This window comes from Sporosarcina sp. BI001-red (assembly GCF_003384035.1).
Lineage (GTDB): Bacteria > Bacillota > Bacilli > Bacillales_A > Planococcaceae > Sporosarcina.
In genome coordinates this window covers 262,191-285,967 of sequence record NZ_QQAK01000009.1, presented here as the reverse complement: position 1 = coordinate 285,967, position 23,777 = coordinate 262,191, and the positions used below count along the sequence as shown (strand labels likewise).

The 23,777-nt window shown below is 42.0% G+C and carries 20 protein-coding genes; all 20 read right to left on the bottom strand.

The genetic code is table 11. The features are described from left to right. Positions 1–14: 14 nt before the first annotated feature. On the bottom strand, positions 15–1,904 hold the full coding sequence (gene mutL, locus DVB69_RS03195; protein WP_116016487.1) for a DNA mismatch repair endonuclease MutL: 1,890 nt from the start codon (positions 1,902–1,904) through the stop codon (positions 15–17). 15 nt (positions 1,905–1,919) lie between these two features. Next, on the bottom strand, positions 1,920–4,484 hold the full coding sequence (gene mutS, locus DVB69_RS03190; RefSeq protein ID WP_116016485.1) for a DNA mismatch repair protein MutS: 2,565 nt from the start codon (positions 4,482–4,484) through the stop codon (positions 1,920–1,922). Between the two features lie 125 nt (positions 4,485–4,609). Then, entirely contained in the window at positions 4,610–5,158 is a 549-nt protein-coding gene (cotE, locus tag DVB69_RS03185; protein ID WP_116016483.1) for an outer spore coat protein CotE, read from the bottom strand. A 96-nt stretch (positions 5,159–5,254) separates the two neighbouring features. Continuing rightward, on the bottom strand, positions 5,255–5,689 hold the full coding sequence (locus tag DVB69_RS03180; protein ID WP_199562793.1) for a YlbF/YmcA family competence regulator: 435 nt from the start codon (positions 5,687–5,689) through the stop codon (positions 5,255–5,257). Continuing rightward, positions 5,689–7,215: a tRNA (N6-isopentenyl adenosine(37)-C2)-methylthiotransferase MiaB gene (gene miaB, locus DVB69_RS03175; protein WP_116016479.1), complete on the bottom strand. Its 1,527-nt coding sequence runs from the start codon at positions 7,213–7,215 to the stop codon at positions 5,689–5,691. Before miaB ends, DVB69_RS03180 begins: the two co-directional genes overlap by 1 nt. Positions 7,216–7,374: 159 nt before the next feature. Next, positions 7,375–7,653, bottom strand: a complete 279-nt coding sequence (locus tag DVB69_RS03170) for a stage V sporulation protein S (protein WP_116016477.1) — start codon at positions 7,651–7,653, stop codon at positions 7,375–7,377. An 88-nt stretch (positions 7,654–7,741) separates the two neighbouring features. Next, on the bottom strand, positions 7,742–8,539 hold the full coding sequence (locus DVB69_RS03165) for a TIGR00282 family metallophosphoesterase (RefSeq protein WP_116016475.1): 798 nt from the start codon (positions 8,537–8,539) through the stop codon (positions 7,742–7,744). Positions 8,540–8,599: 60 nt separating this feature from the next. Further along, positions 8,600–10,156: a ribonuclease Y gene (gene rny / locus DVB69_RS03160; RefSeq protein WP_116016473.1), complete on the bottom strand. Its 1,557-nt coding sequence runs from the start codon at positions 10,154–10,156 to the stop codon at positions 8,600–8,602. 259 nt (positions 10,157–10,415) lie between these two features. After that, a complete protein-coding gene (gene recA / locus DVB69_RS03155) occupies positions 10,416–11,474 on the bottom strand; it encodes a recombinase RecA (RefSeq protein WP_116016471.1) in 1,059 nt (352 codons plus the stop codon). Positions 11,475–11,640: 166 nt separating this feature from the next. Continuing rightward, on the bottom strand, positions 11,641–12,891 hold the full coding sequence (locus DVB69_RS03150; protein ID WP_116016469.1) for a competence/damage-inducible protein A: 1,251 nt from the start codon (positions 12,889–12,891) through the stop codon (positions 11,641–11,643). A gap of 15 nt (positions 12,892–12,906) precedes the next feature. Then, positions 12,907–13,485: a CDP-diacylglycerol--glycerol-3-phosphate 3-phosphatidyltransferase gene (gene pgsA / locus DVB69_RS03145; RefSeq protein WP_116016467.1), complete on the bottom strand. Its 579-nt coding sequence runs from the start codon at positions 13,483–13,485 to the stop codon at positions 12,907–12,909. A 97-nt stretch (positions 13,486–13,582) separates the two neighbouring features. Then, complete coding sequence (locus tag DVB69_RS03140; RefSeq protein WP_158541012.1) at positions 13,583–14,485, bottom strand: helix-turn-helix domain-containing protein; 903 nt, start codon at positions 14,483–14,485, stop codon at positions 13,583–13,585. 18 nt (positions 14,486–14,503) lie between these two features. After that, positions 14,504–15,301 carry a DUF3388 domain-containing protein gene (locus DVB69_RS03135; protein WP_116016463.1) on the bottom strand — a complete coding sequence of 266 codons (798 nt, stop codon included), beginning with the start codon at positions 15,299–15,301 and terminating at the stop codon, positions 14,504–14,506. Positions 15,302–15,438: 137 nt separating this feature from the next. Continuing rightward, positions 15,439–16,173 (bottom strand): elongation factor P 5-aminopentanone reductase, encoded by a 735-nt coding sequence (ymfI, locus tag DVB69_RS03130; RefSeq protein ID WP_116016461.1) that lies wholly within the window; start codon positions 16,171–16,173, stop codon positions 15,439–15,441. Further along, complete coding sequence (gene yfmH / locus DVB69_RS03125; protein ID WP_116016459.1) at positions 16,170–17,468, bottom strand: EF-P 5-aminopentanol modification-associated protein YfmH; 1,299 nt, start codon at positions 17,466–17,468, stop codon at positions 16,170–16,172. Before yfmH ends, ymfI begins: the two co-directional genes overlap by 4 nt. After that, complete coding sequence (gene yfmF / locus DVB69_RS03120; protein WP_116016457.1) at positions 17,461–18,750, bottom strand: EF-P 5-aminopentanol modification-associated protein YfmF; 1,290 nt, start codon at positions 18,748–18,750, stop codon at positions 17,461–17,463. Before yfmF ends, yfmH begins: the two co-directional genes overlap by 8 nt. Before the next feature lie 181 nt (positions 18,751–18,931). Beyond that, positions 18,932–19,894 carry an ABC transporter permease gene (locus DVB69_RS03115; protein ID WP_116016455.1) on the bottom strand — a complete coding sequence of 321 codons (963 nt, stop codon included), beginning with the start codon at positions 19,892–19,894 and terminating at the stop codon, positions 18,932–18,934. Between the two features lies 1 nt (position 19,895). Further along, complete coding sequence (locus DVB69_RS03110) at positions 19,896–20,942, bottom strand: ABC transporter permease (protein WP_116016453.1); 1,047 nt, start codon at positions 20,940–20,942, stop codon at positions 19,896–19,898. Further along, positions 20,935–22,503, bottom strand: coding sequence for an ABC transporter ATP-binding protein (locus DVB69_RS03105; RefSeq protein ID WP_116016451.1), 1,569 nt, complete (start codon positions 22,501–22,503; stop codon positions 20,935–20,937). Before DVB69_RS03105 ends, DVB69_RS03110 begins: the two co-directional genes overlap by 8 nt. Positions 22,504–22,680: 177 nt before the next feature. Beyond that, positions 22,681–23,754, bottom strand: a complete 1,074-nt coding sequence (locus DVB69_RS03100; RefSeq protein WP_116016449.1) for a BMP family lipoprotein — start codon at positions 23,752–23,754, stop codon at positions 22,681–22,683. Between the last annotated feature and the right edge of the window lie 23 nt (positions 23,755–23,777).

Below are 23,777 nucleotides of genomic sequence, written 5' to 3'. Positions count from 1 at the left end.
CCATTCCTCCTTCCTTACATTACACGTTTGAACATTTTTTCAAGTTCATACGTTGTGAAGTGGATTAGTACAGGTCGACCGTGGGGGCATGTATACGGATTTTCTGCCTTTCCTAGGTCATTCAACAGTTGATTCATATCTTCCATCGTTAAGTAATGATTTGCTTTGATAGATTTCTTGCAGCTCATCATTATTGCTGAGTCTTCGCGAAGTTTTGCAATATTCACTTGACGAGTATGCAAAACTTGTTCAATCATTTCTTCTATAATCGAAGAGGCTTCTGCAGCAGGAAACCAAGAAGGATATTCTTTTACGGTGTAAGATGAGGGACCGAATTGTTCAAGATAAATGCCTACTTCCTCTAGCGCATCGAGTCGTTCTTCAATCTTGAGTTGCTCATCTGCAGAGTAATGGAAAATCAAAGGCATTAACAACATTTGTCGTTCCTCATGATCCACTTCTGCGATTTTTGTCCTGAAATACTCATACTTAATGCGCTCCTGGGCAGCATGCTGGTCGATCATATAAAAGCCATCCTCATTTTGTGCCACGATATAGGTCCCGTGGACTTGTCCGACTGGTAATAGCTTCGGGAATGATGCTTTCGGTTCGGATTGTTCAACAGGTTCAGCAAGCTCTTCTTGGGTAATGAATGACGCAAAGCCATAATCAGAGTTAGAAGTTTCGATGGTTTCGGTTGTCTCAACAGGTTGCGACTGGCTGTTTGAATCGACGTTTGAATTTTCATTTGGCGAAAGCTCTTCAACCGTCCAAGCGGTCTTTTGGTGAGGAGGATAGTCACTTGTCGTTTGAAAACTTTGCACTGGTTTCGCACTGCGTTCTGGATGTTTCCAAAATGATTCTTGTACTCCGGGTATACTAGGTTTTTTCTTTTCTTTCAAGATCGCGTCCGGAACAATGATCGCTTTCTTTACTGCAGCATGAACACCTTCGCGGACGGCTGCTAGAAGTTCACCTTCTTTGCTCACTTTGATGTACTGCTTGGAAGGATGGACGTTGACGTCGGTTAGGTAAGGATCCGCTTCTACCTGAACGACAATGATTGGAAACCGACCAATGGGCAAATACGTATGTAACGCTTCCAATACGGCTTTGTTTACAGGATAACTTTTCACCCATCTTCCATTGATCAGCACAGTCATGTAGTTTTTAGAGGCCCGTGTCATTTCGGGTAAAGTTACATAACCGCTAACTTTGTAGTCTGCATTTTCACCTTGGAATGGGATCATTTTTTTTGCAACTGCAATTCCATAGACATCAGATAGCACGCGAAGTAAATCACCAGATCCTGACGTTTTCAGCAACACTTGCTGACCGTGAGCTAAACGAAATGAAATAGTTGGATGACTGATTGCAAGCCGATTGACTAAGTCAATTGTATGGCCGATTTCCGTTTGGATCGTCTTCATATATTTCAACCTTGCAGGTGTGTTAAAGAACACTTGTGAAACCGTGATATCCGTTCCTTGGCGAAGTGCTGCAGCACGGTGAGTGATCACCTTTCCACCTTCGATATCCACTTCGGTTCCACTCGTTCCGTCTGACGTCCAAAGGTGCACTTTAGAAACGGCTGCAATACTCGCTAGTGCTTCTCCGCGGAATCCCAGGGTACGAATTCGGAACAAGTCATGCTCATTGACGATCTTACTTGTCGCATGGCGCTCAAATGCTCGAACAGCGTCTGTCGTCGTCATGCCATTCCCATTGTCTGTTATACGGATACTCGTTAGCCCTGCTTCTTCAAGTGTGATTTCAATTGAAGTACTTCCGGCATCAATTGCGTTCTCTACTAGCTCTTTCACGATGGATGCAGGTCGTTCTACAACTTCTCCAGCCGCAATTTTATTTGCTAAAGGTTCGTCCATTACCTTAATGATATCCATCGTTTCGCTCCTTTCTTACTTCAGTTTTGCTTTTAGTTCAAATAATAGCTGCAACCCTTGTAGGGGTGTTGTATTCGCTAAGTCTATAGCTTTCAAATGTTCAAGGATTTCGGTTTCTTCAGTTGGCTGCACAGAAGCAGGTTCTTCGGATTGTAGGTCAAAGAAACTAATTTGTTCACTCGATGGAAGCTGAATTTCTTCAGAAGTTTTCTGATTCTCGAATCCTTCCAATAGCTCCCTAGCCCGTTGCAGTAATTCAGTCGGTAAGCCTGCGAGTTCTGCAACGTGAATTCCATAACTTTTATCCGCTGGCCCTGCCATCACTTTATGAAGGAATACGACTTTCCCTTCTTGTTCCATAGCTGCTACGTGGACATTCATAAGTCGCTCCAACTGTTCATCGAGATCGGTCAATTCATGGTAGTGAGTTGAAAATAGCGTATTTGCTCCGATTTGGTCATGGATGTATTCCATCATCGCTTGCGCTAAAGACATGCCATCATACGTGGACGTTCCCCGCCCGATTTCATCAAACAATAGAAGGCTTCGATCTGTGGCATGCGCAATTGCTTGCTGGGATTCCAACATTTCCATCATAAATGTACTTTGACCTGATGCTAAGTCGTCCGCCGCACCAATTCTCGTGAAGATTTGGTCTGTAATCGGTAGCGATGCAAACTCACAAGGAACGTAACAACCAATTTGTGCCATGACTACTGTCAATGCCACCTGACGCATGTATGTACTTTTACCGGACATATTTGGGCCAGTGATTAATAGCATATTAGCATCAGTTGCTAACTTACAGCTGTTCGGGACATAAAGGGAGTGGTCCATCATTTTTTCAACAACTGGATGTCGGCCGTTTCGGATATCGAGTGACTTATCTTCCGTAAATATAGGCTTTACATAACTTTGTGATTCAGAGATCTCAGCAAACGCGAGCAAAACGTCCAATTCACTAAGCACGGAAGCAAGTTGCTGGATTTTTTTGATTCCCTGTTTCATTTGTTCCCGGACTTCCGCAAATAATGTGTACTCTAGTTCCAGGCTCTCAGACTCCGCACTAAGAATCAGCTCTTCTTTTTCTTTCAGCTCAGGCGTTATGTAACGCTCAGCGTTTGCCAAGGTCTGCTTACGCTCATAGCGTGTCAGGTCTGCCAGGTGTAAGTTAGATCTTGTTATCTCGATAAAGTATCCGAAGATTCGATTGTAGCCGATTTTTAATCCTTTAATCCCGGTTTTCTGACGCTCTTTCTGTTCTAGTTCAGCAAGCCATATCTTTCCGTTTCTTGAAGCATCCCGATATGTGTCCAACTTTTCATTGTATCCATCTTTAATGACGCCTCCTTCTTTTGCGGAAAGAGGCGGTGACTCCGCAATAGACTTTTCTAGTACTGCACATTGGTCTCCACACGGATCGATCCGTTTTGAAAACTCCATTAAAGTTGGCTTATCTGATTCAGCAAGCTGTTGCTTCAATGCAGGAACTGTTCGGAGCGAATTACGTAACTGCGCAAGATCACGTGCACTTGCACTCCCCATTGAAATCCGTCCAGCTAATCGCTCCAAATCATAGACTTCACGTAGCGCTGATTTCAGGTCCTCCCGTAAAAAGTATGCATCCATCAGTTCAGAAACTGTACCCAATCTATGCTCGATTTCTAGACGGTCTGCGAGTGGTTGGCGAATCCAAGTTTTCAATTTTCGTGCGCCCATAGCGGTATTGGTTTCATCAAGTAACCAAAATAACGTTCCTTCTTTTCCACCCGAACGAATCGATTGCACGAGCTCCAAATTACGCATAGAGTTTGCGTCAATCGTCAGTTTAGCTTCCCGAGACAAAAAATTAAATGGCTGCAAATGTTCTAAGCTCGTCTTCTGTGTTTGTTGCAAATAGGCGACAAGCCTCTCACATGCACCGGTTGTCATTTCTGGAATAGCTCTGAAAAGTTCTCTTCCATGGGGTTGATATAAATCACGGTCACAAATGGATAACACAATGCCCTTATTGTGGCTAATATCACCAAGCATGAGCTGCATTTGTTCATCCACTACGGCTTCTTTCATTCCGAGAGATTCTACTGCAGCAGCAAGCGCACTTTCGTCCCCTTGAATGTGTTCCACCGTGCCCTCACCAGTTGCCAGGTCCACATACGCAAACGCACATAGACTTTCGGAAATTCGATCGAATGATCCTATGAAATGATTGGAATGGCCATCGATATTTTTACCTTCAGTGATGGTCCCTGGTGTGATGACTTTTACAACTTCCCGTTTGACGATTCCTTTTACGTGTCTCGGGTCTTCCGTTTGTTCACAAATCGCAACTTTATATCCTTTGCCGACAAGTGTTTCTATGTAACCTTGCGCAGAATGGTAAGGAACGCCACACATGGGAATTCTCCCAGACTCTCCACCTTCACGGCTCGTCAATGTAATTTCAAGTATATGAGATGCTTCTGTCGCATCAGTAAAAAACATTTCATAAAAGTCACCTAATCTAAAAAAGAGAAAGGCATCTTCGTATTGAGATTTTATTTGTAAGTATTGTTGCATCATTGGTGTATGTGTTGTCATTCTATTTCCCTCACAACCTAAATAGTATTCCTTAAGTATAACAGAAGATGGCTACAATCGTTTACGAAAGCGTTGTTGTTTCCATTCCATAAAAAAGAAAAAAAGCCGAAAACATGCTTCGGCTTTTAAAACTGTGAATTATCTTTCCCTACTCTCGAACTGCCTTCATTTGTATGACTCTGATGATGTGAAGACTCATCATCGAATGACCACTCTTCTTCAAAATCATTTGGATGCACTGTAATCATGACCTTTGTTTCTCCGATGACCTCCGCCACGAGCTCGCGTTCTACCTTAATTAGGAATTTTTCTTTACACTCAGAAATGATCGCTTCTGTACAGTTTGGCTGTTGCACCACTTCTACGCGAATTTCTTCTTTGGATGAAGAGGGTTCATCCCGATACCGCAGACGAATTATGTCTTTGTACGTCACTGTCTCTGTGAATACTGAAGTTTTAGAATGATCGTGGTGAGAGTACCAGACGTTGACATCAAATTTACCGGATACTTCAATAGATTTACCAGTTTTCTTGGCGCTATGGGTGTGGTTGATGACCCAGCAACCAAGAATACTGGAAGGGCGGTTAGGCGGGAGAAGCGTGACTTCCTTTTCTGTACGCTGCTTCCCTTTTGCAATCACTGCCTTCGTAACGACTTGTCGTAGATTCTTCAGTTTTCTTCCTCCTTCGTGGACTTCTTTACATCCTATGCAACAGGAGCCCAGAAAGTGAAAAAATCGGAGGAGAATTTTTCTCCCCCGACTTGTAAGTTAGGATAAAGGCTTATGCTGCGTGCTTTGTACGTAAGAACCTGTCTGACCTTTTAGTACATCTCCACCCGTTGACTCGATAATTTCATCTGTTACCCGATTGGAAATCGTATTAGAAATCAGTTGCAGTAAATCATTCACATCATTTTGAGATTGCTTGAATTCTTGGACTAAAGGAATATCGTCAATTTCATTTTCGATTTGCTCAATTTTCTTTTCTATTATGCCAAGTGCACGTTCCTTGTCGTACTCTTGGAAATTAACGGCTTGCTTCTGCAATGACTTTAAGCTCGCAATTTTTTCACGTACTTTTTTGTTTTCATTGATGTGTGCTTCAGTTTTTTTGAATAATTCCACTTGCTCCGTATTGGCAACCATGTGTGCAAGTTCTCTTGATTTTTCTATGATATCTTCTTTTGTATACATCTTTTCCATTATAACATCACCTTTTCCTCTTCTTTTATTCCGATATATTCTCCGTCAAGTGACCAAGATTTTGCTTCTGTAATACGAACTTGAACAATTTTACCGATTACATTCGCAGGTGCTCGAAAATTCACCAATTTACTTTTTTCGGTATATCCAGAGAGCACTTCCTTATTCCGTTTACTTTCTCCTTCGACCAATACATTCACTACTTTGTCTTGATAAGGCTTCATGCCAGCTGCTGAGAAGTCATTGACGACTTTGTTTAATCTTTGAAGTCTGTCCTTTTTCACTTCCATTGGCACATTATCTGTCATCTTTGCAGCTGGAGTTCCTTCTCTAGGAGAATAGATGTATGTGAAGGCCATGTCAAATCCAACTTCATTATACAACGAAATGGTTTCTTGGAATTGTTCTTCCGTTTCATTTGGAAAACCGACAATAATATCCGTTGTCATTGTGACATTCGGAATTGCTCGTTTGATTTTAGAAACGAGCTCTAAGAAGTGCTCACGTGTATATTTTCTAGACATCAATTTCAAGATTTCACTGGAGCCGGATTGAACCGGTAAATGAATGTGATTTACTAAGTTACCGCCTTTTGCGAGTACTTCAATGAGATGATCATCAAAATCACGTGGATGACTTGTCGTAAAACGGATCCGTGGAATATCGATTTTGCGGAGCTCATCCATCAGATCTCCTAATCGATAGTTCTCACCTTCAAAGTCTTTTCCGTAAGCATTGACATTCTGTCCGAGCAATGTGATTTCCTGATAGCCAGCAGCAGCTAGTTGACGGACTTCCAAAATAATATCTTCTGGACGACGGCTGCGTTCTTTCCCGCGAGTGTATGGCACAATGCAGTACGTGCAGAATTTATCACAGCCATACATAATATTGACCCAGCCTTTAATATTGCCTTTTCGCACTCTAGGAAGGTTTTCTATAATATCGCCTTCTTTTGACCATACCTCAACGACCATTTCTTTTGATAAGTACGCTTCCCGTAAAATTGCAGGCAACCGGTGGATATTGTGCGTTCCGAATACCATATCAACTTGGTCGTAGGTTTTCAATATCTTTTTTACTACCGATTCTTCTTGTGACATACATCCACATACACCAATCAGTAGATCCGGCCGTTCTCGTTTAAGAGATTTCAAATGCCCAAGTTCTCCAAAAACCTTATTTTCAGCATTTTCTCTAATTGCACACGTATTCAGTAGAACGACATCCGCGTCTTTGACAGTGTCTGTTGGTTCATAACCAAGGCCCACGAAAATACCTGCAATAACTTCGGTATCGTGTTCGTTCATCTGACAGCCGTATGTCCTTATGTAAAATTTGCGTCCAATTCCCATTTCGCGAAATTGTTCATCAATCTCAAAATCATCATGATAGGAGATAACTTCTTTGCCACGTTTTTTAGCATCCTTTAGTGATGGCGGCGTATAAACGGATTGGAAATATTGACTGTAGTCTTTTTCTTGTGTCGTAGGTGCTTGTCCTGCGAGCCGTTGTTCTTCATTCATGTAATGAGCCCCTCTCTTGATTCTGTTCATCTAGTCGAAACCAAACAGTAGGTACCCTCATTATACTGAAGGGATTGACGTCTGTATACGAGCATAAGGGATTGTCCCCCATTTGTCACAGAAAAAAACTGTGGAGGAAAGTTCTCCACAGTTTCGGTTTCATAATGATTGCTGTCGTGTTCTTTTCTCAACGAATAATTTTAAGGCAGTCCGGCCTTCTCCATTAATTTCAATATCTGCAAAAGCCGGTGCACATATCAAATCACTCCCACTTGGAGCAACAAAGCCGCGTGCAATCGCAACTGCTTTCACCGCTTGGTTTAAGGCACCTGCACCTACAGCCTGCATTTCAGCATATCCCTGATCTCTAATGACTGCAACGAGAGCGCCTGCAACTGAATTAGGATTTGAGCGAGATGAAACTTTTAATGGATTCATGGTATTTCCTCCTTGTAAGAAAAAGTGTATGGAATGCAGTTCTCCATGCACTATCCTATGAAGGTGAAGGAACAATTAGACGCTCAATTCATGACTGAAACGGCGAATCTTCATTGATCATCAATCGTTCTATCGAAAGTGCGCGGCCAGTCTGATTGTCAATGTCAATGATGACGCCGTTCAATTGGGTTCTACCTTGTTTTGGCACCTGGAAACGGACAGGCATATTTGTTTGGAATCGATAAATGACGTCCTCTTTCTTCATGCCTAAAATCGCATCATACGGACCGGTCATGCCGACATCTGTAATATAAGCCGTTCCTTCGGGTAAAATCCGGCTATCAGCAGTTTGCACATGCGTATGTGTTCCAACAACAGCAGATGCACGGCCATCAAGATGCCAGCCCATTGCAATTTTTTCACTCGTTGCCTCAGCATGGAAATCGACGAAAACAAGAGGGGTTCTTTCTTTCGCCTCTTTAATAAGATCGTCAGCTTTTTTAAATGGATCATCATGAGGTGGCAAAAATGTTCGTCCGTGCAAATTTAGGACTGCCATTGTGACGCCTCCGCGTTCGATGTATGTCATTCCTTGACCAGGGGCTTCCTCTGAAAAGTTGGCAGGACGGATCAATGAATCCGTTTCGTCGATGAAATCATAAATCTCTTTGTGATCCCACGTATGATTCCCCATCGTTACGACATCTACTCCAGCACGAAGCAAATCATCAAAAATAGCTTTCGTAATCCCTCTTCCGGAAGCTGCATTTTCACCGTTTACAATGACTGCATCCGGTTCGTATTTTCGTTTCAAACGAGGAAGGTAGTCAAAGACCATATCTCTCCCTGGTGAACCGACGATATCTCCAATAAATAACACTTTCATTTCTATTCCTCATTTCCAAAAAGAAAAAGGCTTCCAGGATTGAGCAGGAAGCCTTTTCCCTTATTTTGCGTACTCGACCGATCGTGTTTCCCGAAGAACGGTAATTTTAATATGTCCTGGGTAGTCCAGTTCTTCTTCAATCCGTTTCCGAATGTCACGAGCAAGACGATGTGCTGTAATATCATCAATGATATCTGGACGTACAATAATTCGAACCTCACGACCTGCTTGAATCGCGAACGATTTTTCAACGCCTTCATAAGACTCAGAGATTTCCTCGAGTTTCTGCAGACGTCTGATGTAGTTTTCAAGTGTTTCACTCCGTGCACCTGGTCGCGCTGCGGATAATGCATCTGCTGCTGCAACAAGTACCGCAATAACGGATGTCGCTTCTTCGTCACCGTGGTGAGAAGCGATACTGTTAATGACAACGGGGTGTTCTTTGTACTTGACTGCAAGTTCTTTACCAATTTGCACGTGGCTGCCTTCAACTTCATGATCAATCGCTTTTCCGATGTCATGAAGCAAACCTGCACGTCGTGCTAATGTAACATCTTCACCTAGTTCAGCTGCTAATAATCCAGCAAGATAGGCAACCTCTGTTGAGTGCTTCAGAACATTTTGCCCATAACTAGTACGGAACTTCAAACGACCCAAAATTTTAATAAGATCTGGATGTAAATTATGGACACCGATGTCGAAGGTTGTCTGCTCTCCGGTTTCACGGATTAGCTCATCGACTTCACGTCTAGCCTTGTCCACCATCTCTTCAATTCGCGCTGGGTGAATTCTTCCGTCAGCTACAAGTTTTTCGAGTGCCAGTCTTGCAATCTCGCGTCGTACTGGATCAAAACCAGAAAGAATGACAGCTTCAGGTGTATCGTCAATGATAAGATCGATTCCGGTTAGAGTTTCGAGTGTACGGATATTCCGTCCTTCTCTTCCAATGATACGCCCTTTCATTTCATCATTTGGCAAATTGACGACTGATACTGTCGTTTCAGCCACATGATCTGCTGCAAATCTTTGGACAGCAAGGGATAGGATTTCTCGTGCTTTCTTTTCTGATTCTTCTTTTGCACGTTGTTCGGACTCTTTTGTCATCACGGCGATATCTGTAGAAAGTTCTCTTTCTACATCATCGAGGATCAAACGTTTTGCCTCATCACGGGTCAAAGCTGAAATTTTTTCAAGCTCTGTCTGCTGCGTGGCAACTAGTTCTTCCGCTTTGCGTTCCATCTCTTCAATATGCTGTTGTCTGCCGGATAGCGCATCGTCTTTGCGCTCCAGACTTGCTTCTCGCTTGTTGAGTGAATCATCTTTGCGGTCCATATTTTCTTCCCGCTGCAGGAGACGGTTTTCCTGTTTCTGAAGTTCTGATCTTCGTTCACGGATATCCGTTTCTGCCTCAACGCGCAATTTGTGATTTTCATCTTTCGCTTCAAGAAGTGCTTCTTTTTTTAATGCCTCCGCTTCGCGCTTCGCCTCTTCAACGATTGTTGCGGCGGAGTGCTTTGCACCTGTCACTTTTGATTCATTCACGTTTTTGTTATACAAATACATAACAACTGCACCGACGATGAGACCGAGCAAAGCGGAGATGATAGTAGTACCCATTCAGGTCACCTCCTCTTGCTTATTTTTTCATTTTTAGTTGGCTTGTACATCAACTTTTAATATACTGCCAAATTCATTTCAAATGGTGAGAATTATACAACTCTAATTGTATCGGTGTCATATTCCCATGTCAAGACGGGAGAGATGATGAGACTATGATTCTACAACGGTCCGTACGCATACATTCCTCAAGAAAACAAAATCGAAAAATCGGACCTCCTCTGTATGAGGAAGTCCGATTTGGAATTGCGACCTATACTTATTCTTTCTCGTCAAATAATTCTAATTCTTCTTCATCATCTGAGTCGTGCGCTGCAATTACATAATTTTCACTTGTTAATCCATAACTGCTTCTTATTTTATCGGAGATTTCAGAACGGATCGATGGATTCTCTTTCAAGAATTGCTTCGCGTTTTCACGACCTTGTCCCATACGTTCCCCTTCATAAGAATACCAAGCGCCACTTTTTTGGACTACTTCTACTTCAACGCCCAAATCGACAATTTCGCCTTCTTTAGATATACCTTCTCCATACATAATATCTACTTCCGCTGTACGGAACGGTGGCGCAACTTTATTTTTCACAACACGGATTCTAGTCTTATTACCCATTATATCAGTGCCGTGCTTAATCGCTTCACCACGACGTACTTCAAGACGTACAGATGCATAGAATTTTAATGCACGTCCACCTGGCGTTACTTCCGGGTTTCCGAACATGACGCCAACTTTTTCTCGAATTTGGTTGATGAAGATCGCAATCGTTTTCGATTTGTTGATAGCGCCTGATAGCTTACGTAAAGCCTGTGACATCAAACGTGCTTGCAAACCAACGTGTGAGTCACCCATTTCCCCTTCGATTTCCGCTTTTGGTACGAGTGCCGCTACAGAGTCAATAACAATCATTTCGACTGCTCCACTTCGTACGAGCGCTTCAGCTATTTCAAGTGCTTGCTCGCCTGTATCTGGTTGTGACAATAGTAGCTCGTCAATATCCACACCCAGCTTCTGAGCATAGACAGGATCTAATGCATGCTCAGCATCGATAAATGCAGCAGTTCCGCCTGCAGCTTGTACTTCTGCAATAGCATGAAGGGCAACAGTCGTTTTACCTGAACTTTCAGGTCCATAGATTTCAATAACACGACCGCGTGGATAACCGCCAACTCCAAGTGCAGAATCAAGTGCAAGTGAACCAGTAGAAGATGTTTGCATCTGTATATCAGTCTTCTCACCAAGTTTCATAACTGAACCTTTACCAAATTGTTTCTCTATTTGTTTAAGTGCTTGATCTAAAGCCGCTTTACGGTCGCTCAAAAAAAATTCCTCCTTCAAGGTGTTTTCTATCTGTCTCTACTATACTCCTTACGAGAAAAATAAACAAGAAAAAAGCGAACGAGCATTCTACTTTTTATTGGATATTCTCATTTTAATTGAGAATAAAGCCTATATTTGAATTTTAATTGAGAATACGAAGCAAAATTTAATTTTGACTCTTGGCCCACTCCAACTCGCGAATAAGATAATATAGAGCGAAGTTCGCTGCACGCAAACGATTGGTATTACGAGATCCGGATAACCGAAGCTGATACGTTTTCGTTCTATCTTTGAATGCAAGACCTATCCAAACTGTCCCAGCAGGTTTTCCATCATGTGTATCCGGGCCCGCAGCTCCAGTTAAACCTATTCCTATATCTGTTTGGAAATATTCTCGGATTTTTTCTGCTAATCCTTCCGCACATTGCGCGCTAACCGTACCGTAAGTTTCGATTAGTTTTGGATCTAGTCCAAGCTGTTCTGTTTTCGCTTGTACATCATAAACCGTCATACCGCCTCTTAATGACGCACTAATGCCAGGTTCTTCTGCAAGCAATCCGGTGAAAAGTCCCGCGGTTAAACTTTCAGCTGCTGAAATTGATAGACCCGCACTGATTAGTAATGACGCTGCTTTGGAAGACAACGTATCCTCATCAGTTCCATAAATATACTCACCTACTTGCTTGTGCAGTTCAGATAGTACAGGCTCTATCAAACTGTGTGCAGCTTCCGCTGATTGGGCTTTAGCGGTGATCCGAAGTGTAACAGCGTCTTTTGAAGCGAGAGGCGCAATGGTTGGATTTGTTTGTGCTTCCAATAAGTCACGCACTTTATATTCAAGCTCTGCTTCTCCAATCCCAAAAAACTTTACGACAGTAGAAACAATTACTTCTTGGCTGCCTGAGAGGCTCTGTAAACAAGGTAGGGCTTCATCTCTAAACATAGGTTCCATTTCATGCGGCGGACCCGGCAGAAGCATATACGTTCTATTGTTTACTGCAAGAGCCATTCCAGGTGCCATCCCGAATCGATTTTCTAATACAGTCGATCCTTTGAGAACTAAAGCTTGTTTTTTATTGTTTTCTGTCATTGGCCTTCCCGTCCGTTCAAAGTACGCTTGAATTGACAGTAACGCCTGATTGTTGGATTCAAGTTCAACCCCTATGTGTCTGGCAATGGTCTCTTTTGTTAAATCATCTTTAGTCGGTCCCAATCCACCTGAGAAGATTAGCAAATCCGCTCTACCTTCTGCAATCTGGATTACCTCTTCTAGTCGTGCAGGATTATCCCCGACCACCGTCTGATAATAAACATCGATTCCAATTACAGCAAGCTGTGATGACATGAATTTCGCGTTTGTATTTGTTATCTGACCTAACAATAACTCTGATCCAACCGCTATAATTTCTGCACGCATGAACGATCTCCCCTTTTACATAGATTTCGTAAGAACATGCTTGTTTTTCATAAAATAATCTAAGCCCGACCAAATTGTAAAGAAGAGACAAATATATAACATGATTGTGCCAAATGGAACGTTAATCGCTTCAAAGAAAATATTATTCAGTAGTAAAGATGAAATCGCCAAAATTTGAGTGACTGTTTTAATTTTCCCTAATTGATTGGCAGCCACAACTTCCCCTTCACCTGCTAATAGAAGCCGTAATCCGGTAACAGCAAATTCACGGCTAATGATAATAATAACTACCCATGAAGGCGCTAATCCGAATTCAACCAATATAATAAACGCTGCAGATACAAGTAATTTGTCTGCTAGAGGATCCAAAAACTTCCCCATATTAGTAACTAAGTTGTTTTTCCGCGCAATGTATCCATCCAGCCAATCTGTTGCAGAAGCAAATATGAATATTAGACCGCCAATGAATTGTTCGGTAGAAAGTGTAGCTCCACCGATTGTAAGATGACCCATTCCAAAGTCAACTAGCATGAACACGATAAAAACAGGAATCAGCAAGACGCGTGAAACAGTTATTTTATTTGGCAAATTCACAGGAAAATGCACCCTCTTTTCTTAAGTTTTACTCTTTGAAAAGCCCTGCCATTCAGCAGAGCTTAAAGAAAAAAGCCATCTTCGCAGATGACTATTTTTATTTTTTATATTCAATCACAATATTTTGGGTTATCCCATCGTTCGGATATGCAAGAGGTTGACCATTTACAAGAATTTCTGTAAATTGAGTACGCCCTACACGAATTCTGGCAGATTGTTGGTTCGTTAAATCAAGTTCAGCTTCTTCCCCATTTTTCACTACTCTTGCACCTTTAGGAAGAAGTTCTTCTCCATTTTGATTGGTCACTCCAATCCATGATTCGCCTCCATCTTTCACTTTGACGGATAAATTGAAGGTGTCTGCATTTTCCAGCGTGAACGATGTTGTTTCACCGTTTATAGCGCCTTGTGTAAGCGTCTGTTCAGGAGCTGGTTCTTCTTCTGGCTCCTCTTCAGGTTCGTTTGGTTTATCTGCATCTTCTTTAGAATCTGCATCTTTTCCATCCTCACCTTTTTTTTCTTCTGTTTTAGACTCATCTTGTTTGTGTTTATCTACTGTAATCTCGTCGGATGTTTCCACTTCATCAGATTTCTGCGAATTTGCCTGGTGTTTATAAAGGAATATAACGACTGCAAGAATGACGATGATGAACAAGGCTGCTATGATTTTAGGGAGCACTTCATTCATTCTACCTGATTTCATAAAGCCTGCTTTTTGTGATAGCTGGGGAGCACTTCGTTGAATTTCCTCTTCTTTCATTTGTTCTGAGGATTCGTTCTCGCGATACAAAGACAACATTTCTTGCGCATCGAGTCCCACTGCTTCAGCGTATTGCTTAATAAAAGCCCTGACATAAAATGAACCTGGCATCATACTGTAGTCTTCGTTTTCAATTCCAGCCAAATACCGTTTCTGAATCTTAGTAATTGCTTGTAAGTCATCCAAGGTATATCCTTTTGCTTTTCTCGCCTCTTTCAGACGATTGCCTAAATCGGACAACTTTATCACCTGCCTGTTTTAAAAATTGAACATCCCAAAACCACCCGCGCCATCACGGCCAGAAATCATTCCATTGTTTTGGATGACCTCATATGTAATCTCTTGATCGTGTGTGGTTCTCAGTTCGATAATATAATCAAAGTCTTCGATTGAATATTCGGAGTGTTGGACGAACATATCAGGATGCTCCACAACTTTAGTCGAAGGGAGTCGCATCATTTCACGAACTAATTGCATATGACGTTCATCTTCAGCCTTCCTCGTAACAATCCCATCTAAGATGAAAATATTATCTTTTGAAAATTCATCACCCATTAAACTGTTGCGGACCGTCTGTTTAATCATCGTTGACGAAAGAAAAATCCACTTTTTGTTTGCACAAACACTTGCTGCGACAACAGATTCAGTTTTCCCAACTCGCGGCATCCCGCGAATCCCGACTAGCTTATGTCCCTCTGTTTTAAAGATCTCTGCCATAAAGTCGACTAAGACCCCCAACTCACTACGAAGGAATCGGAATGTTTTCCGATCATCAACTGTTCGCTGGATATATCGTCCGTGTCTTACAGCGAGAACGTCCCTTAGTTTCGGTTCTCTGATTTTACGGATTTCAATTTGTTCCATCGTTGATGCAATTAGCTCAAACCGTCTAATTTGGTCATCATCATCTGTCCGTACAAGCATACCACGTGTATCGCCATCTACTCCGTTGATGGTGACAATGTTGACTCGGAGCATCCCTAGCAATGTAGCAATATCCCCCAAGAGACCGGGACGATTCACTTGCAATTTGTATTCCAGATACCACTCACCCAATGGAATCCCTCCTTCGTCTGTTCACCACTCATTGGATAGGACGCAAAAACCAACAGCTTAGTTTCTATAATAGCTGAATTAGTGCTTGAGTGAAAGCGAAAAACTAAAACAAGGAGACCCAATCGGCAACGAACCGGTTAGATATACCAGCCGCCGTTCAACTTTAGAATCTCCCCGGTCATATAATCGGCTTTACCACTCGTTAAAAAGTCGACAAGATCAGCTACTTCTGCAGGTCTTCCAGGAATCATAAGTGGAATTTCTTCCATCACCATTTGCCTTTCATCTTTCGGAATTTCTTCATTCATCCTTGTTTCAATCCATCCAGGCGCAATGGCATTGACACGGATACCTCCATATGCAGCTTCCTTCGCATAAGCTTTAACAAACGCATGCTGTGCTCCTTTGACACTTGAGTACATGACTTCACCAGCAGCTCCGGTATTCCCCCATATTGAACCGATAAAGACAACATACGAAGAAGCATAGGAACGTAAGCCTGCAGAAAGTAAGCTAATTAAGCGTACTGGGTTTTGTACATGTACGCGCCATAATGATTCCATCTCTTCTTCGGTTGTTTCTGTTAAAAGTTTCAACATCGATTGCCCGTTCGCTACTACAATAGCTTGAATACTAGTCAACTTAGCCGCTAACCGTTCAGCTGCACCAAGTTGACCAAAATCCATTTGAACACATTTGAACTCAGCAGAAGAATAATTCTCGCTGAGTTCCATTTGAATCTTTTTTACTGCCTGTTGTCCACTGTTGTAATGCATATATAATGACCAGCCTTCAGATGCTAACTTCTTGCAAATGGCTTCACCAATTCCACCAGACGCTCCGAGCACAAGTGCACGGCGTTCAGTACTCACTTAGCTTGCTCCGAAGGATAGATTGTCATGATGGTTTGACCGTCTTCATAATAAAGATCATCAAACGCTGCCTTCAATTGGTCTGTAGTTAATCCTTCTAACACTGGCACAACGTCGAACAAATTCATGTCGTTGAAATTGTAATGGGTGAACTGATTCGCAATATACTCAGGCGAATTCAAAGCTCTCATAAATAAGCCGATTCTCTTTTTACGTATTCGCTCAAGCTGATCATCACTAATTGACCAATTATTTTTCGCGTTATCTAGAACACTTTTTATCAGTTTTTCCAGTTCTTCAGGTTTTTCAGTATCCGATCCGATTGCCGCAAACCCAAATCCGTTTTCCAGATTGAACTCATAAGAGAACGATTCATCAATTAACCCATCATTATAAGCCTGGGTGAAAAATTCAGAAGATCTACCGAACAATATATCCAGGGTTACATCTGATGCCAATTCCCTGCTAAGCATTTCTTTTCCTGACATATCCGTGTTGCGGCACTTTGTCCCTACCATCAATTTAGGCTTGGAAACATCCATATATAACTCATCTCGTTTTTTTGCAGCGTAGTCTGGCTCGTCTGGGAAATTACGAACTACAGGTTCTGGTGCCTCAAACGTCTTCTCTTGCTGATCTTGCTCCACAAATCTCAGCATTTCTTCAGGGTCTACATTCCCTACCGCAAAGAACACCATGTTGGATGGATGGTAAAACGTTTCATAACACTCATACAGATGCTCCGCTGTAATATCTTGAATCGTTTCTACTGTTCCCGCAATGTCAATTCGAACTGGATGATTTTCAAACAAGTTCTCGATGGTTCCAAAGTATTGACGCCAATCTGCCTGGTCGTCATACATCGTAATCTCTTGGGCGATAATTCCTTTTTCTTTCTCTACTGTTTTTTCAGTGAAGTACGGTTGTTGAACAAAATCGAGCAGTGTTTTTGTGTTTTCATATAATTCGGATGTTGAAGAAAACAAATACGATGTCCGTGTGAAAGAAGTGAATGCATTCGCTGCAGCCGCGTTTTCACTAAACTGTTGGAACACATCCCCGTCTTCTTTTTCAAACATTTTATGCTCTAGGAAGTGTGCAATCCCGTCTGGCACGGTTACTAATTCATTCCCACCACGGGGAATGAAGGTCCGATCCACTGAACCGTATTTTGTTGTAAATGTCACATATGTTTTTGAAAAACCTTTTTTAGGGAGGACATATACATTGAGTCCGTTATCCAGTTTCTTGTGGTAAAGCGTTTCTTGTAGTTGGTCAAAGTGAATTTTATTCATGGTCCATTGCCTCCCTTCCAGAAAGAAGATACGTGATTTCCTTCGTCAATAACGTAGCCATCTCCTGGATATCCTCTTTCGTCACACGCTCCCAATTTCTAATGAGTTTGTCTGCTGAAAAGTTTTCATCCAATAATTTATATTGGTCATATATTTCGATTTGCCCTTTTGCAGAATCGAATGAACTCCGGATGCTATTTGATAATAGCGCAAGCGTTTGTCGAATTTCCAAATCAGAAATATCTCCATTCCGCAGTGCTTCTATTTGCTGATTGATAAGCGCAGCTGTTTTCTCTTCTTGTTCTGCATCAATTCCAGACATGATATAAAGCAATCCATAATGAGATGCATACGAGCTTGAACAATAATAAGCGAGGCTTTCTTTCTCACGTACATTGATAAACAACTTACTATGGGCAAATCCACCTAATACTCCGTTCATCATTTGCATTTTCGGGTAATCAGGATGATTAAAACCGACTGGCGTACTGAATGCCATATTCAGCTTACCTTGCTTCATATCTTGTCTTTCACGGATATGTTTTGCAGTTGGGGCTTTCCCACTCGTTGTCGTTGCTGTAACAGGTATAGAATTACGTATTTCTTTTGTGAAAGGGAATAATGTTTCCGCACGATTTGTCAGCTGATCCGTATCGACATCTCCGAGAATATAGATATCAATTGTATCCTCACTCAACATCTGATCGTACGTTGCTTTCAGCGACTCTTTAGTTATAGCAGATAGCGCTTTTTCTGTTCCAGAAGCGGATTGAGAAGCGGGCTGACCTGAACGGATGAGTTCAAGCATCCGCTTGTTCGCAAATCGGGTTTTATCATTATAAACAGATCCGATCCGGTCAATAACCGTTTGCTTTTCTCTCTCTACTATCGCTTCGTCAAAAACGCCATCTGTCAAATTGGGCTTAAACAAGCTTTCTGTGACAAGTGCTAGAAGTTGCTCAAAAACAGGCACTTCAGGATTGCGTAAATACTCTTCGTTGACGCTTTCAGCATAAATCGTAAAGATATGCTCATTTCCTCTTTTACCTGTGTCTGCATAGTACACAGCGCCATATAACTCTTCCAACGCTTGTCGCAACTTTGTGCGGGTTGGGTACTGTGCAGATGAATCTTCTAACACATTGGCAAGCACCGTACGCGACGCTGCGTTTTCTTCTGTCAAAGGAGCCGTGAATTTAATTGCAACACTCACAGTTTTAAACTGTGCAGTCTGACGTGTATACAAATTCACGCCAGATTGAAGTTCGGTTTTAAGGAACATGTAAAAAACACCTCAATCTATAGGATAAGTATGTGCTGACATTCTCACGCATATCGCGTGTTCATTTAGTATGCTTCTTTCCAACTTCACTATACATTTCCAAACGTACTCATACAAGTGAACGGTTTCAACGAAAAACTGCCCGAAGTGTCCATATCAGGACATTTCGGGCAGTAAATGATTATCGAGATCCTTTGACGTATGGATCGCCGAGAGCTTTCGGTCCATTCGCTTTTCCGATAAACCCAGCAAGGGCAATAATCGTTAGTGCGTATGGCAGAATATATAAATATACAGAAGGAACATTTTCCATGAATGGAATTCCTGAAGAACTGATAGCGAGCGCTTGAGCGAAGCCGAAGAATAACGCCGCTCCCATCGCCCCAATTGGATGCCACTTTCCGAAGATCATCGCAGCTAATGCCATAAATCCTTGACCATTAATTGTTGCATGACCAAAATCATTCGTCATAGTTTGTGCATAGACAGCACCACCCATTCCAGCAAGACCACCAGAAATGATAACTGCAATATAACGTATCCGATTAACTTTAATCCCCATAGTATCCGCAGCCATCGGGTGCTCCCCTACTGATCGAAGACGCAAGCCAAATGGGGTCTTATAGATGATGAACCACGCAAGGATTGCAATTGCAATCGCTAAGATAGAGGATCCATAAACCGATTTAAAGAACATGGGTCCAAGTACCGGGATGTCTTGCAGAAAAGGAATGTTGAACCGAGGAATTTTTTCCTGGATAAAGTCGGTCTGTCCTTTTCCATAAATCATTTTCACTAAGAACAAAGCAATTGCAATCCCTAGCAAGTTAATTGCAACACCCGAAACAACCTGATCGGCACGAAACGTAATCGATGCAACTGCGTGCATGAGTGAGAAGATTGCAGAAACAAGCATGGCTGCTAAAATTGAAACCCATGGCGTCCAAGCACCGAAAGTATCTACAAAAAATAGATTGAAGACAATTCCTACGAACGCACCCATAACCATAAGTCCTTCGAGTCCAATGTTAATGACACCTGAGCGTTCAGAGAACACACCGCCAATTGCGGTGAAAATTAGAGGCGCAGCGTAAGCAATCGATATTGGCACGATGAAATATAGTATATCGAGAAAGCCACCCATCTTACTTCGCCTCCTTTTTCTTGCCAATTCGTTTTAATCCAACACGGATGATATAACCAGATGCTACAAAGAAAATAATTAAAGCAATGACAATTGATACAATTTCAATCGGTATATTAGCAGCATTCGGCATATTGTTTGCTCCATATTTTAGCGAACCAAACAAACTCGCTCCGAAAACTACACCGAGTGGAGTATTTGCGCCTAACAAGGCAACCGCGATTCCGTCGAATCCGATTCCAGTAAATCCAGCTCGTGTAGACATGTTACCAAATGTCCCGAGAGCTTCCATTGCCCCACCTAGACCAGCAAAGGCACCCGAAATGACCATTGCCATGATTATATTTTTCTTAACATTCATGCCAGCATATTGTGCAGCATTTTCGTTAAATCCTACTGATTTCAGCTCGTATCCTAGCTTCATTCTTTCCAGGATAAACCACATGATGAACACCATGAAGAGCGCGACAAAGATTCCATAGTGAAGCGTTGAGAAATCTGTTATCTCCGATAGGAAATCGGAACGTAATGAAGCAGTATCATGAATTTTATCCGTTTTAAATCCACCTTTAGACACCACTTTAATGAGCGCATTGACAAGATGTAATGCAATATAGTTCATCATGATCGTGACAATTACTTCGTGGACTTTCAACGTTGCTTTCAGTAAACCTGGAATCAGACCCCAAAGTGCTCCTGCTGCTGCTGCTGCTAACAATGCAAGCGGCAAGTGAATGATTTTCGGTAATTCAAATGCCATCCCTACGTAAGCTGCTGCGAACCAACCGACGATTAACTGGCCTTCAACTCCAATATTGAATAGACCTGTTCTGAAAGCAAATGCAACCGCTAGTCCCGCAAGAATATAAGGACTGATTTGGCGAATGGTTTCTCCAATCGCATATGAATCCCCAAATATACCGTTCCAAAGTGCTGTATAACCTGCAACTGGATCGTAGCCACTTACAAGCATAACAACTGCTCCGACTAGTAATCCAAGGATAATTGAAATCACAGGAACGAGCACGTTTATTAATCGATTAGACATGGTCGTCCTCACCTTCTTTCAATACAGCACCGTCACTGCCTTCAACAATTTCATTTTTGTTATGCCCAGCCATGAACAGACCGAGTTCTTGTTCACTCGTTTCCGCAGGGATGACCGTATCAACAATCGCTCCATCATAAATAACAGCAATCTGATCGGAAACGTTCATTACTTCATCAAGCTCGAACGAAATTAAGAGGACTGCTTTCCCCTGATCACGCTGTTCAATGAGTCGTTTGTGGATAAATTCAATAGCGCCCACGTCAAGACCTCTAGTAGGTAGTGCCGCAATCAGTAGATCCGGATTCCGGTCTACTTCACGACCGATAATAAGTTTCTGTTGATTTCCTCCAGATAGAGCACGAGCTGGCTCGTGTTCACCTTGTGTCCGAACATCAAAGTCCTCAATTAGCTTGTTCGCATGTTTCGTTACTTCCTTGTAGTTCATAAGACCATTAGAAGAAAAAGGTTTTTGGTAATAGGACTGCAATGCCGCATTATATCCGACACTAAAATCTAAGACAAGACCATGTTTATGACGGTCTTGTGGAATATGACCCAATCCATTTTCTGTAATTTGCCTAGGGTTCTTATTCGTAACGTCTTTGTCACCCATAATGATTTTACCGGATTTCACTTTGCGCAGTCCTGTAATCGCTTCGATTAATTCAGACTGACCATTGCCATCAATCCCAGCGAGACCAACAATTTCACCTCGACGTACAGATAGATTCAGGCTTTTCACTTTTTCAATACCACGATAATCAGCCACGACTAGGTTTTCAATCTTCAATATTTCTTCTGTGGGATGGGACGGACCTTTCTCTGTTTTAAACGTAACTTGACGCCCTACCATGAGCGTTGCAAGCTCTTCTGGATTCGATTCAGCTGTTGTAACAGTTCCTATCCCTTCCCCTTTACGAATGACAGTTACACGATCTGAAACTGACATAATTTCTTGCAGTTTATGAGTGATAAGTATGATTGACTTTCCTTCTTCAATTAACTTATGCATGATTCTGATTAATTCGTCGATTTCCTGTGGTGTTAGAGAAGCTGTTGGCTCATCAAATATCAGAATTTCCGCACCACGATAAAGCGTTTTCAGAATTTCCACACGTTGTTGCATTCCAACTGATATGTCTTCTATCTTCGCATATGGGTCTACATCCAAGCCATACAGCTTAGAGATTTCCGCTACTTTCTTTGCAGAATCCTTGATGTTAAGCATCCCCATCTTAGTAGGTTCGCTACCTAGGATAATATTTTCAGTAACTGTTAAATTCTCAACAAGCATAAAGTGTTGGTGAACCATTCCGATTCCCAAGTCGTTTGCTACGTTAGGATCTGTGATGTTGACTTTTTTGCCTTTGACTCGAATCTCACCGCCATCTGGCTGATATAGTCCGAATAATACGTTCATCAATGTTGACTTACCTGCACCATTCTCACCGAGGAGCGCATGAATCTCGCCTTTTTCCAACTGAAGAGTGATATTGTTATTCGCATAGAAAGTGCCGAATTTCTTTTTAATATTCAGCATCTCGATGACGTATTCCACTGATTTCACTTCCTTGCTTATAGTTTCCACTAATTTTGTTTGTTAAATTGACACAATAAAAGATTCTTTCTAGAACCTTTTAGTCTGGCAATTTATATTTCCAGATGTCTGACTATGTATACAAAAACAACGAAGGCCGGTATGAACCGGCCCTCATTATTCTTTTAGAGAGTTCTCTTACTTTTCACCTGGAACTTCGATTTCACCTTCGGAAATCTTTTTGTCATACTCCTCGATTTGTGCAAGTACGTCTTCAGGAATCGCACCGTGAGAATCTGCAAGTGCTACACCTTCGTCATGTAAACCGTAAACTTTTGTTTCGCCGCCAGGGAATTTACCTTCCTTAGACAACTTAGCAATATCGTTTACTGCGTTGTCAACACGCTTCAACATTGAAGTTAATGTTACGTTGTCGTCTCCAACTTGACCTTCGTCGTACTGGTCAGAGTCAACTCCGATTACCCATACATATGCATCTTTGTCTGCTGATTTACGTTCTTTTGCTTCACTGAATACTCCGTTACCAGTTCCCCCAGCTGCGTGGAAGATAATATCTACGCCTGAAGAGTACATACGGTTAGCAGCTGCTTTACCAAGTTCTGCTTTATCAAATGCACCTGTATATTGAACATCTACTTTGAGGTCCGGCTTAACTGCTTTAACACCAGCAAGGAAACCAACTTCAAAACGTTCGATTACTGGAATTTCCATACCACCAACAAAACCGATTTTATCGGATTTAGTCATTAGAGCTGCAGCAACACCTGCAAGGTAAGCTCCCTCTTGTTCTTTAAAGAGCACACTTGCAACGTTTGGCTGTTCAACAACACCATCAATAATTGCGAATTCAGTATCTTTTTGTTGTTGAGCAATTGTATCAATTGCATCTTCCATTAGGAATCCAACACCAAAAATCAAGTTGAAATCACGTCGAGCTAGCGCGTTCAGATTTGTTGTATAATCTGCATCACTTTGTGATTGCAAATAATCAAATCCTCCGTCGCCTTTTTTCAAGCTGTTTCCTTCACCAAACTCCTGAATTCCTTTCCAAGCGGATTGGTTGAACGATTTGTCGTCGATACCGCCGACATCCGTTACCATTCCTACTGAGAATTCAGATGTATTGCCGCCGTCAGAAGATGAACCTTTGTCACTACCCTTGCTATCTTCTTTGTCTGAACCACAAGCTCCCAAAACTGTACCTGCAGCAAGTACAAGGGACAGTGCAAGACCAAATCTGCGTTTACTCATTTTGTGACCTCCCTATTTATATG